The organism is bacterium (assembly GCA_020444065.1).
In the GTDB taxonomy this organism is placed as follows: Bacteria; Sumerlaeota; Sumerlaeia; order SLMS01; family JAHLLQ01; genus JAHLLQ01.
Map to the genome: position 1 here is coordinate 236,161 of JAHLLQ010000002.1, position 12,224 is coordinate 248,384.

The following is a 12,224-nucleotide window of genomic DNA, read 5'->3' on the forward strand; positions in this document are numbered from 1 at the left end:
CTCAATCCAGATCCGGGTCCATTCGCCATTCTTCGAAGGAATCGTCCCCGATGCAGTTGATCATCAGCGGCTTCGGGCGATCGCTCTTTCGGGTTTCGTCGAAGAGCGCGACGATCTGGGTGCGCTTGCGCGGTTCGATGTTGATGATCAGGCGCGATGCCAACATGCGCGACAGATACAACCCGCGGCCTGATTGGTCGAAGACCCCCTCGCGGTTGAACTGCCGTTCCAGCTTCGAGATGACCATTCCGACCGGCAATGTCCCGGCTGTGTCGGTGATCGAGAATCCGACCCGATGCGAGTCCGATCCGTATTCGATCCGGACGCTTTCGTCCTGCGCCAACGATCGAAACGCGCGGACGGCGTACTTCTCTTCGCCGCTTGCCGTCAGGAACGCATGGAAGAACGCGTTGTTGATGATCTCCTCAAGGATGAGGCGCACATCATAAAGCTCATGCACGTCGAAACCGCACGTGGCGAAGTGATTAATGACGCGCTCGATCGCCGCCATCTTGGACTGCATGTCTCGGATCGAGACGCTGTACATTTCGATCGTAGAACTCAGATAGCGGAGAAGTCCAAACCCCGCGGCGGGGCTGCGCAGGGTCGTCAGGAAATGCGCGACTTCCTCCGGATCGACCGGCGGCGTCTTGATCAGGACGCGGACAATTCCCCACTCGCGCAGGCGGAAGATGTAGTCTTCAAGCGGGAGATCGGTCGTCAGTCCAATGGGGCTGCGATTGCGCTGATAGGCCAATTGGGAAACCGGTGCGGTCGGCGAATCCGCCAGCGTTGCGGCATCGAGCAGAATCGTTGCCCCGGGGACGTCGCGGCTGAACCCGAGCAACTGGGACAGATCATGGAAAACGACGATCTCGCCGGCTTCCGCCAGCGCTTCGCGAAGGGCCGTTGAACCCTCCTGGTCGCGATCCAGGTAAAGGATGATTCGGTTATCGGCGCCCTTCTCGACCGCTTGTGCCATGAGCGCACTCTAGCCCTCGGGAGTCTCTTCCTCTTCTTCGGCGATTCGTTCTTCCGCCTTGGCGTCGGCGATTCGGCCAAGCAGGAGCGAAATCTCAAACAACCCGTAGAGCGGAAGGGTCAGCACCATGAAAGTGAACGGATCGGCGGTGGGCGTCACGACGGCCGCTACCACCAGCAGCGCCACAAAGATGTGCTTTCGCTTTCCGGCCAGGGTGTCTACGGAGACCAACCCCATCCGCGTCGCCAGCAGAACGACGAGAGGCAGTTCAAAAAGCACACCGAAGACGAGCATGGAGGTCAACGCAAAGCTCAGATATGCGCGGATGTCGCTAAACACATAGGCCTGGTCGCTGGCAAAACCGGCGAAGAAGATCAGGGCGAATTTCAGGCAGTAGTAGGCAAACGCGGCCCCGATCGGGAACAGCACCAGGGCGCTGAAGTAGCACGGTCCTGCCCAGGCGCGCTCGTGCGGCAGCAGGCCCGGTGCGATGAACGCATAGACCTGCAGCAGGACATACGGCAGGGCCAGCAGGATGCCGAGCACCAGCGCGGCCTTCAGACGCACGATGAACGGATCCATCGGCCGCAAGTAGATCACACCGCTGCGTTCGACCGTGTCGACTGCCGCGAACGGCATCTCGGACCCCGGCGCGTGCAACTCGATGCGCGTGATCCGGCGTGTTTCGGCCTTTTCCGGGCGTTTGACCTGCGCTGTTGCCGTGGTGCCGTCATCGACCGGCTGAACAGCCCAATCCGGGATGATCTCCGGATTCAGCAGTTTCATCTGGCCATCATCCTGGATCTCGAACTGGACCGTCAGATCCTGCTTCGGCAGCAGGCCGGACTGGCGAATGGGATCGAGCAACAGGTCGATTCCCACCGGCGCCAGGAAATACCCGACGATGCATCCGATGACGATCGCCACGACGGAACGCAGCAGCCGCGCCCGGAGCTCCTCGAGGTGCTCCAGGAAAGACAGGTTTTTCTCTTCGTGAAGATTGATCAGAGGCACGGGCGATCCGTTGGCGGGAACCCGTTACTCAGGACTTGGATTCGCCGCCGGCTCCTCCAGAACTCGTGCTTACCGATTCAGCGGGCTTGGCTGCCTCGACGCGCTCACTGGGCTCCTCGCGGGGCAACTGATTTGCCGTCTTCTTTTGGGGCTTCTCGTCTTCTTCATCGATGTCATCCAGAGCATCGGAGAACTTGCTCGACGCGCTCTTGAATTCGCGCAGTCCGCGCCCCATGGCGCGGCCAAGCGAAGGCAGGCTCTTCGGCCCGAAGATAATCAGGACGATGACCAGGATGACTGCCATTTCCATCGGTCCGAGATTCATAAAACCCAATTCCAATGCGGGTGAAATCATTGCGTGCTGCCTTCGTTTTCGGGTTGGACGCCGGCCGCAACCGCAGGCCTTCCAGCATCCTGTATGCAAGAAATGGTGCAACCCGGCGGGTCGGACGGTCAATGAGTACTTGCTCCCGGTTCCTTAGGGCTCGTACTCCTACTTGTGGCCGCAAGGCGATCCCGCGATTCGAGGCCTCATGTCCGATCGCCCGAACATTCTGATGGTCAGTTACTTCTTCCCGCCGGCGGCGACGGGCGTTCGGCGCGTGCTGTCTCTGTGCCGCTATCTGCCGGAGTCCGACTGGCGGCCGATCGTGTTGTCGGTCAAGCCCGTGGCGGGGGAGGGCCGCGATGCCGCCCCGCTGGCCGATCCGAGAATCGCGATCGTCCCTGTCGAAAGGACCGGCTCGCTCGACCCTTTTCGCCTGATGCACCTGTGGCAGAGCCGCCGAGCGCCAACCTCCGCTCTCGGCGGCAAGAGCAGCGGCCGTCGCCAGGCCGTCATGGACTTCCTGCGGCGCTTTGTTTTCTTCCCGGATGACCGCGCCGGCTGGGTGCCATTCGCCGTCTGGCGGGGCGTGCGGCTGGTCCGTCGGAACAAACTGCAGGCAATATATTCCAGCAATTATCCTCAGAGCGCCCATCTAGTGGCGGGCTTGGTGAGCGCTCTCACCGGCGTTCCCTGGCTCGCGGATTTCCGGGACGGGTGGACCCAGAATCCTGCCTTCCACAGGCCCGGGAATCGTCTCATGGCGGCGCTGCAGGGTTGGGGGGAGCGTTTTGTCGCCCGCCGAGCGCAACGAATTGTCACAGTCTCGCCCCCGATTACGCGCCATTTGCAGGGTCTTCGCCCCTCGGATCGCGAGCCGGCCACCACGATCTGGAATGGTATGGACACGGCCGAGACCGGCGGATTGGGCGAGGCTGCCAGGCCGTTGAACCCGGGAAAAACGACACTTGTCTATACTGGTACGTTTTTTGGACGGCGGCGCCCTGATCTATTCCTCGCCGCCCTCGCCCGTGTGCTGAAGCGGGATCCCTCCCGGGCGGATCGCCTGCGGGTTCGGATGCGGTGTGACTTGACCCCGCGCGAACGTGAAATGGCCGCCCGCGGACCGCTCAAGGAGGTCGTGGAACTCCTTCCCCCCGTTCCCTTCCGAGAGTGCCTGCGCGAGCAGAGCCGAGCCGACACCTTTCTGCTGATTCTCGAATCCGGCCCAGGAGCCGAGATTATGGTCAGCCAGAAGGTTTTCGAGTATCTGGCGTTCCGCCGCCCGATCTTCGCCCTCGTGCCGGAGGGCGCTGCGGCGGAACTGCTTCGGGACACCGGCGGAGCAACTATCGCCCATCCTGCTCCCGCTGGCGACGTGGCAGACGCCCTGGCGCAGTTCCTGACGCGCGTTGAGGAAGGCAGACACGAGCGGCCGGCCGAATGGGTGCTCGAACGCTTCAATCGCCGCAGCCAGGCGCACGAGATTGCTCAGATTCTAGACAAAATGGTTGATCAGGCTCGATGAATCGCCCCGGATTCTCGCCTTCCTCGGCTGTCGAAATACGATTTGCATTCAGACCAGGCATATCATCTAATCAGAACGGTTGCGCGGGGAGTTCCGACTTCTCCGGGCATGCGTGATCGCGCAGTCGACTAGATCAGAAGGGCGAGAGATATGAGCAGTCAGGATCCGTATTCAGACGCCAGGAAAAAGATGGAGCTGTTGATCAAGCTCGAAGAGGCGACGACTCCTGAAGGCGCCGGACGGGGACGAGGCGGCGTTGGACCTCGTGGTGAATCTGCGACCCGAATCGGCAAGCCCGGAGCGATCCGAGGCGACGCGCAACGACGGACCAGCACCGGCACCTGGCAGCAACAGGCGGGTGTGCCGACGGATCCGGACGAAGAAGCCGCTCGCATTGGTCAAGGCCCGGCCCCTTCGCCCGCACAGTTCACGTCCGGCGAATTCGATATCGCCACGGAACTGAGCGAAGGCGATATGGTGCGCGCGCTGACAGAGAAGGTCGGCCTTCCCTACGCGGACATTGGCGACTTCGAACTCGATGGCGAAGAAGGCGAACGCGTTCGCAGTTACATCCCATCGCAAACGGCACGCGAGCGGCGCATCTATCCGCTGAAGGAAGAAACGAAACCCGGACGTCGCCCCGTCCTGACAGTCGCTATCAGCGACCCGCTGAATATCACCATCGTCGACGATTTGCGTCTCCTTCTCCCCGAACACGACATCGAAGCCGTCGTCATCAACGAGGACGACATCGTGGAAGCGATCGACCGGTTCTACGGCGTCGGCGATGAGACGCTCGACAACGTCATTGACTCGCTTGGCGAAGAAGAGGATGACGAAGATTCCGGACTCTTGTCCTCGGGCAATGAGTTAGAAATCGATCTTGAGAAGTTGGCTAACGATCCGCCCGTCATCAAGCTGGTGAACTTGCTCTTGATCCAGGCGATTCAGGACCGCGCATCCGACTTGCACATCGAGCCCTTCGCCGGCTCACTGCGCATTCGCTATCGTGTTGACGGTGTGTTGCGCGAAATCCCTTCGCCTCCAAAGAGCCTCCAGCTTGGACTGATCAGCCGCCTGAAGGTCATGGGTGGCATGAACATCTCGGAAACACGCGCGCCCCAGGACGGTCGTATCCGAATTTCAATCTCAGGCAAGGAAGTCGACTTGCGTTGTTCCTCCGTTCCGACGGTGTACGGCGAATCGCTCGTGATGCGTATTCTCGACAAGAGCACGATGATGATCGGCATTCGCCAGCTCGGGTTCCAGAAGGAACCGCTCGAGATGGTTCTCGATTCCGCCCACAAGCCGAATGGCATTCTGCTCGTCACCGGTCCGACCGGCTGCGGCAAGACGACGACCCTCTATTCCGTCCTGAACGAAGTTTTTGACTCCGGCTTGAAGTTCATCACGACCGAGGATCCGGTCGAGTATGAGCTGCCCGGCGTTGTGCAGGTTAACATCAACGCGAAGGTGAACCTGACTTTCGCGGCGTGCCTCCGCAGTATCCTGCGACAGGACCCCGACGTGATTCTCGTCGGCGAGATTCGTGACGTTGAGACGGCTGAAATCTCCATCCAGGCGGCTCTGACGGGCCACATGGTGTTCTCGACGCTTCACACGAACTCCTCAGCCGCCACGCTGACCCGCCTGATCGACATGGGCATCGAACCCTTCCTGCTGACCTCGACGCTGCGTTGCGTCGTTGGCCAGCGCCTGATCCGTACAATTTGTCCCATGTGCAAGGAGCCCTACATCCCGACGGACGAGGAACTTGAAGAGTTCGCCGTCACCCGCGAAGAGGTTCAGGACATCACCTTCTTTGCCGGCCGCGGCTGCGACGATTGCAACTTCAGCGGCTACAAGGGTCGTCTTGGTCTCTTCGAAGTCATGACGATCACCGAAGAACTCCGCGAACTGATCCTGCAGCGCGCAACAACCGACGAAATCCACGCTCTGGCCGTTCACCAGGGAATGCAGACGATGCGCAGCGATGGTTGGCTGAAGGTTTGCCTCGGCGCTACGACCTTTGAGGAAGTCGGTCGCCAGACTCCGCGCGAAAGCGAAGAGTCGGCACGTCTCGAAGCCATGTCCGCCAAGCGGTCGCTGGCACGCATCGAGGAAGCCCGCCGCAAGCGCGAAGCGGAAGACCGCATCGACGAAGAGGGAGAGGATTACCAGGAGTTTGGAATCCCGGAGGTCGTCGAGGAAGAAGTGCCACAGCAGCTTGCGGAAGAGCCCTTGGTCGAGGAGCCGATCGCTCAGGAGCCCGACTCCGACGACGAATTGATGCCCCCGCCGATGCTCGGTCTCGAGCCAACCGAGCCGAAAGAGGAGCCCGGTGGCGAGGACGCCACGAGAGTTTGAACCACGTTTCTGTGAGGGCTGGCCAGGTGCCGGCCCTCACGGATTTTTCAGGTGTTCATTGGTCGGGGTGATCGAAATCCGGGCAGACAATCGCCAGGAATGGCATTTGAGTTGACCCGGTCGTGCACCTGCGCGAACGGTCTAGTCGGAACCAGACCTGACGTCGGCCCGGGAGAAGCCGGCGACCGGAGGGCTCTGTTCCGGAGAATCCACCACCAAGCGGGGAACATCGGGAATGGGACAGGCTTCCACAGCGAACAGGAATCTCGGCGAGATCCTGCTGCGCGAAGGGCTGATTAACGAAGAGCAGTTCAATCAGGGCATGCGTGAGTATGAACTGAGCGAGCGGCCCCTGTCGCGTATCTTCGTCGAAATGGGCGCCATTACAGAGGGCGTCAAGATCGGCGTCCTGCAGAAGCGCTGCGATTGCGAGCTCGTTAGCCTGCGCGATCTATCGCCCCGAATTGACGCCGTCCAACTTGTCCCACGCCCTCTGTGTGAAAAGCACCACCTCGTGCCTCTGAAGACCGATAAAGGACGCCTCCTCGTTGCGATGGAGGATCCCACGGATATGCGCGCTCTACGCGCCCTGGAGACCGTTTCGGGTATGCCGATCGCCCCGCTGCTGGCAAAGTCCGCAGAGATTCAAGATGTCATCAGTGGGCTCCCTGAGGATAAGGAGATCGGCGAGACCGCCCCCGCCCACGGGCTTTTCTATAAGATCGCAAAGGCTGTCACTCTTCCAATCATCTGGGGGTTGCCAGTGGGCATCTTCGTCTACGCGATCTACTACGTGGAAGGCATCAGTGACATCTGGAAGGAAATGGACTTCGATTCCTTCGAGCGCGTGCTGTTCTTCCTGCTCGCCTGGAGCGCCTGGGCGATCGTCGCCTATTGGATCAACGACATCATTTTCGGTACCAGCTCTGAACAAGAGGCTTGATCGCTCTCGGCCCGGGCGGAAACACTGGCGGGGCAGGATTGGACGCTCCCTGCATCGGAGGAATATCGTGCGCGCCCCGGCTGTACAGCACCACCGCTCAAATTCCCTCACCGCCACTTCGCTTTCGAGCGTGGCCAGGCTGATTTGCATTGTCATCGTGGGATTGTCCCTCTCGGGATGTGGTATCCTTTCCCGAAACAGCGATGCGATTCCCCCGAATGCGGCAAAGATTCTGGTGCGCTATCAATGGACTGCTGCGGATGAGAAGACCCCGCCCGTGGCGTTCCACGTGTACCGCGCCGATGATGCCATCGGGCCGTTCGAATGCCTGACCTCCAATCCCATCAAGACCGGCAGCCACAAAGCCGGTGAGACGTTCATCGTCTTGAAGGATGTCGGGGTTGAGATGGGCCAGACCTACTACTACTACCTGGAACGTGTTACCCCGAGTGGCGAGCGCGCGAAGTGGACATCGGTGACGTCCGCAACGGCGCTGCTTCCGCTGGAGCCGGCGGATCACAGGGAGTATGGGAAATTGCAGGACGTGCAGCGAAAGAAGCAGCGCGGCAAGGACTCCTAACCTTCTCCCGATCCATCCGGTCAGATCAGCCGGAGAGATGATGATGACTATGACGACTCGATTCACCCGCTTCCTGATGGCAATACTGGCTCTGGCCCTGGTCGCTTCGACACCCATCGTCGTGCATGCTCAGGTGATGGACCAGAAGACGCGGGAGGAACGCATCAAGGAGCACGAAGAACGCGTCCGCAAGATCATCGAGGAACGCCGCCAGCAGCGACTGGAGCAGGAGCGTCAGCGTCAGTTGGAAGAAGTCGAGAATCGCGGCCAGCCGCAGCCGGACCAGCCGAAGCCCGAGGAACAACAGGCTGAAGAGCCCGCACAGGAAGAACCGCGTTTCGGCACCGTTCTGCTCTATGTCCTCTTCTACGAGGCAGACACGGATACCATGGAACTGGATACGGTAGTGACCGAAGGCGATCGCTTCCTTTCGGAAGTTCGTCTTCAGAACGACAACTCTGTTCCATTCGACCGTGTTCGCCTGGCGCTCAAATACGACAAGCGCTTCATCAAGCCGCTGCGCGTCTTCGACGACGAACTGCGGCCATTTCTCCAGGGCGATCCGATCTTCAAGGTTAATCAGCGCGATAGCATTCTGATTTACGATGCGAGGTTCAAGGCGCCGCGTTTTACCAAGCAGGTACCGGTGCTCAAGATCGTCTGGGAAGCGATTCGTCCAACCGAACACACGGGTTTGGATTTCGAGTTCGCTTCCGGGGAAACCGAGCAGGCTATTCACACCGGCGTTTATCAATCCGACCGCAATATCCTCGGCGACGAATCCGATCCCCTCGATGGGGTCCTTGGCGGCTCTGTGCTTGTGATGCGCAAGCCGTCGGACAATGCGCTGAGCTCGAAGACGGAGATTCTGCAGGGCAAGAAGGAAGAGCTGCGCGAGCTCTACCTTGGCAGCGTCGGCGCGAACCAGCAGGCCGGCATTGCACTTGAGGGGCCGAGCAAACCGATTGTCGTCGGCGAGACTTTTGATGTCGACGTCGTCTTGAATAATCCCGATGGGGCGATCATCGACACACTACGCTTCTTCATCCATTTCAATCCCGACCTCCTGGAAGTCGTCGATTCAGACAAAGGCAATTGGATCAAGCGTGGCATCAACGTTCTCGACGGTCCCTTCCGCAGCGACTACCCGTTCGATTTCCACAAGCGCAACGAAGCGGACAACGTGCGCGGCCTGATCAACTACTCGATGGCCCTTGGCGACAGTCTCGCGCTGCCGACAGGGACTTTCGCGCGGATTCGTTTCCGCGCACGCCAGCCAATCGAGGATACGACCATCAGCCTGATTCGCACGCGTCAGGGGGCCGGCGCATTGACGGCGATCCAGAACTTCGGTTTTGACCTGTTCACGCCGGACCCGGAACTCAGCGTGCCGGACATCACGGTCGCCATTTCTGCGGAGCCGATGGACGCGGAGGTTGCATCCGCCGGCGAAGGCGAAGTTGCCCCGGAAGAGCCCGTCGATCCCTCGCAGGCCAGCGGCATGGAATTCCAAAGCATGATCCCTGGCGCTCGCTGAGAGTCGCCGCTTTGTCGGACCAAACGGGCTTGCTTCCCATCTCCGTGCCCCGCCATTGTCGCGCGCAGGAGATTCTCGGATGCGATTCACTCTGCCGGTCCTGATTCTAGTCCTTTTGCTTGCCGGGTGCTCGGCGCCGAAAATGCACTTCGGTGCGCCCCCGGATTATCCCGCGCTCGATCCCAAGCGACCCTTCGACCATTTGCTTCTCGATGAAGTCCTGGCCGGCGTCGTGGATCCGATCGATGGACGAGTCGACTACGAGCTGCTCGAAGACGTCTACCTGGCGGACATCGACGCGTACCTTGCGGCCGCAGGCGATGCCCCGGCCGATCGCTGGAGCGTTGGCGACCAGAAAACCTTCTGGATCAATGTTCACAACGCGGCCGTGCTTCGACTGATCATGAACGAATGGCCCATGCGGGACCTGGCCGCGACCGGGACGATGTTCCATGGCGATCTGCTCGACAGCAGACTCTGGCTGGCCGGCCAGTGGCGTTCCCCCCGCGATATCGAGGCGCTCGTCCTGCGGCGATTCGGCGACCCGCGCGCGTTCTTCGCCATGAGTTGCGGAACGATGGATAGCCCCGTCCTGCGAAACGAGGCCTATCACGTCGAGACGATCGACATCCGATTGAACCTGGCGGCTGATGAATTCCTGCACCGGCCCGACGCCATTCGGCTTGAGCACAATCGCAACGGCGGCACGGCCGTGCTTTCCAGCTACTTCCAGCAGCATCGCGAAGCATTTGCCGCAAAGGGCCAATCGCTGCTGGAAGGTCTTGCCCGATACCGCCCCGATCTGCTTCCCTTCAAGGATTACGCGATCGAATTCCGCGCTTCCGACGGAACGATCCGGGCCACCGACCTGCCCCCGGCGGCGAACGATTGAGAGGATGACACCGTGAAGATTGCCTTTGCCAGCGACCATGCGGGCTTTGCCCTGAAGCAGAAACTGATGGAGACCGTCCGCCAGATGGGTCACGAGCCTGTCGACTTTGGCTGCCGTTCAGCCGATTCTGTGGACCTGTCGGATTTTGTTGCTCCTGCGGCGGAAGCCATCGGATGCGGCCAGTGCGCCCGCGGTGTCTTCGTCGATGGCGCCGGTTATCCGAGCGGCATGATCGCCAACATGCATCACGGAGTCTTCGCTGCCGTCGCGAACGATCTGGTCAGCGCACGCCTCTCGCGCGAGCACTCCGCTGCGAACGTAGTTTGCCTCGGCGCGATGGTCGTCGGCGAACTGATGGCGAAGGAAATCGTCACGACGTTTCTCTCGACCGAACCGTTGGGAGGCAAGTACGCCGTCCGCGTTGAGAAGGTAAAAGCCATCGGCGAGAAGAAGCGCGTTGGTCCGCTTTATCGCACGCGCGAAGTTCTCACCGTTCAGGACCTCCGCGAAGCCATCGAGGAAAAACAGCCGCTGGTTCTCGACCAGCGCACCGTCATTACTCCCAGTGTGCTGGACGCCGTGCGCGCCATGCGCCCGTAACGGCGGGAGGCGCTCGCTTTGAGCATTGCCCGCAAGAGCACTGTCGACGCGACATCCCAGGTTGCCGTCATTTTCCTCAGCCTTGTGGCGGGCATCTTCGTCAGTCGCATCCTCGGCAGCGAAGGCCGCGGCCCCTACATGCTCGCGACAAGCCTGGCGAACGCCACGCTGATCAATCTCTCGAATCTCGGCATCGGCCTCTCCAGCCAGGTCCTTGTGGCGAAGACCCGCGAACGCCTCGGGCAGCTTCACACGATTGTCGTCGCGGCCTGTTTGCTCATAGGTGGATTTGTTGCGGCGCTCCTGATCGGAGCTGCCCCCTGGGTGCAGGCTTCCTTGCTGAAGGGAATCCCCTCCGACCATCTGCTGATCGTTGCCGCGACATTCCCGTTCGTCCTATACCACGTTGCATGGCGCGGACTGATTATCGGGCTCGGCGCGATCAAGCAGCGCGCGCTGTTTGAGGTCGCCTACGGATTTCTGCAGAGTTCCGCCATCATCGTCATTCTGCTGGGAGTCGGTGGAATGCCGATTCTTCCTCTGATCATTGCCTACTATGGCATTGCGATGATTGGTACGGTGACGATGATGACCGTTCTGTCGCGCCAGGGTCGGCTCTTCGCCCGGCCCGACTGGAAACTCGCGCGCGAGCTGATCGGTTACGGCAAGTGGGTCTATGTCGGCAACATGGCCGGATCGCTTCGCCAGCAGATCGACCAGTTGCTTGTGAACGCGTTCGGCGGCGCCGCGATCTTCGCCGTCTACAATCAGGCGGCATCGCTCGCCAATCGCGGGATGATTCTCGGCAGCGCCCTGGAGGCCGCGTCCTATCAGCCCATCACGGGCTCGGAGCACGCCGAAGCCGCTCGCCTCACGGCCGCAGCGTTTCGCCAGATGTTGCTGATCGGAATCGTCATGGTGATCGGCGGGTTCATTGTGTCGCCGCTGATCCCGTTGATCTATGGCAGTGACTTTGCCGGCTCCGTGTGGCCGTTCCGTCTGCTCGTCGTCGGGATCGCCGCCATCGGTTGTGCGCGCATGATCGCTATCTACTTCAGCGGTCACCTCGTCCGCCCGCAGATCCCCATGATCATTAACTGGATTGCGCTGCCCGTTCAGGTCGGATTGTGTTTCTATCTGGCCGACGTCTGGGGGCCGGTGAAGGGAGTCACCGTCGGGACCCTTGCCGGGTACTTCACGACGACGGCGCTGTTCATTGCGCTATTCCTCCGCCGACCGGAGGCCCCTTCGGCTTCGGAGTTGTTCCTCCTCCGCGGCGAGGACTTCGCCCGCTGGCTGCGGTTGATCCCCGGAAGGCAGTCCAAGGGCTGACGCGCGACGCCTGTCTTAGAGCCACACCCCGTTTGACATTCATTCCACCCGGTGAATAATTCTCGGTTGGACGAGGAGGGAACGCCCTCCTGCCCGCGATCGGGGGATCTGCGGGCGTTTCATA

11 protein-coding genes are annotated in these 12,224 nt (G+C 60.8%); 8 read left to right on the forward strand and 3 right to left on the reverse strand.

Features of this window, described 5'->3' with window-relative positions:
• Position 1: 1 nt before the first annotated feature.
• Genes KQI84_05560 through KQI84_05570 form a run of 3 tightly spaced genes read right to left on the reverse strand, consistent with a single transcriptional unit; the run spans position 2 to position 2,321 of the window.
• Positions 2 to 982 carry an ATP-binding protein gene (locus tag KQI84_05560; protein MCB2154332.1) on the reverse strand — a complete coding sequence of 327 codons (981 nt, stop codon included), beginning with the start codon at positions 980 to 982 and terminating at the stop codon, positions 2 to 4.
• A gap of 9 nt (positions 983 to 991) precedes the next feature.
• Complete coding sequence (tatC, locus tag KQI84_05565; protein ID MCB2154333.1) at positions 992 to 1,996, reverse strand: twin-arginine translocase subunit TatC; 1,005 nt, start codon at positions 1,994 to 1,996, stop codon at positions 992 to 994.
• Positions 1,997 to 2,024: 28 nt separating this feature from the next.
• Complete coding sequence (locus KQI84_05570; protein ID MCB2154334.1) at positions 2,025 to 2,321, reverse strand: twin-arginine translocase TatA/TatE family subunit; 297 nt, start codon at positions 2,319 to 2,321, stop codon at positions 2,025 to 2,027.
• Between the two features lie 208 nt (positions 2,322 to 2,529).
• On the opposite strand from KQI84_05570, the gene KQI84_05575 reads away from it, so the two are divergent.
• The 8 genes from KQI84_05575 to KQI84_05610 all read left to right on the forward strand — a co-directional run bounded on the left by KQI84_05575 (position 2,530) and on the right by KQI84_05610 (position 12,100).
• On the forward strand, positions 2,530 to 3,849 hold the full coding sequence (locus KQI84_05575) for a glycosyltransferase (protein ID MCB2154335.1): 1,320 nt from the start codon (positions 2,530 to 2,532) through the stop codon (positions 3,847 to 3,849).
• A gap of 150 nt (positions 3,850 to 3,999) precedes the next feature.
• On the forward strand, positions 4,000 to 6,216 hold the full coding sequence (locus tag KQI84_05580) for a GspE/PulE family protein (GenBank protein MCB2154336.1): 2,217 nt from the start codon (positions 4,000 to 4,002) through the stop codon (positions 6,214 to 6,216).
• Between the two features lie 235 nt (positions 6,217 to 6,451).
• On the forward strand, positions 6,452 to 7,159 hold the full coding sequence (locus KQI84_05585) for a hypothetical protein (protein ID MCB2154337.1): 708 nt from the start codon (positions 6,452 to 6,454) through the stop codon (positions 7,157 to 7,159).
• A 67-nt stretch (positions 7,160 to 7,226) separates the two neighbouring features.
• On the forward strand, positions 7,227 to 7,739 hold the full coding sequence (locus KQI84_05590; protein MCB2154338.1) for a hypothetical protein: 513 nt from the start codon (positions 7,227 to 7,229) through the stop codon (positions 7,737 to 7,739).
• A gap of 49 nt (positions 7,740 to 7,788) precedes the next feature.
• The gene (locus KQI84_05595; GenBank protein ID MCB2154339.1) at positions 7,789 to 9,276 is read left to right on the forward strand and encodes a hypothetical protein; all 1,488 of its coding nucleotides are present in this window, start codon (positions 7,789 to 7,791) and stop codon (positions 9,274 to 9,276) included.
• A gap of 79 nt (positions 9,277 to 9,355) precedes the next feature.
• Entirely contained in the window at positions 9,356 to 10,168 is an 813-nt protein-coding gene (locus tag KQI84_05600; GenBank protein ID MCB2154340.1) for a DUF547 domain-containing protein, read from the forward strand.
• 12 nt (positions 10,169 to 10,180) lie between these two features.
• Entirely contained in the window at positions 10,181 to 10,768 is a 588-nt protein-coding gene (locus KQI84_05605) for an RpiB/LacA/LacB family sugar-phosphate isomerase (GenBank protein ID MCB2154341.1), read from the forward strand.
• 18 nt (positions 10,769 to 10,786) lie between these two features.
• The gene (locus tag KQI84_05610; GenBank protein MCB2154342.1) at positions 10,787 to 12,100 is read left to right on the forward strand and encodes an oligosaccharide flippase family protein; all 1,314 of its coding nucleotides are present in this window, start codon (positions 10,787 to 10,789) and stop codon (positions 12,098 to 12,100) included.
• The last annotated feature ends 124 nt before the right edge of the window (positions 12,101 to 12,224 follow it).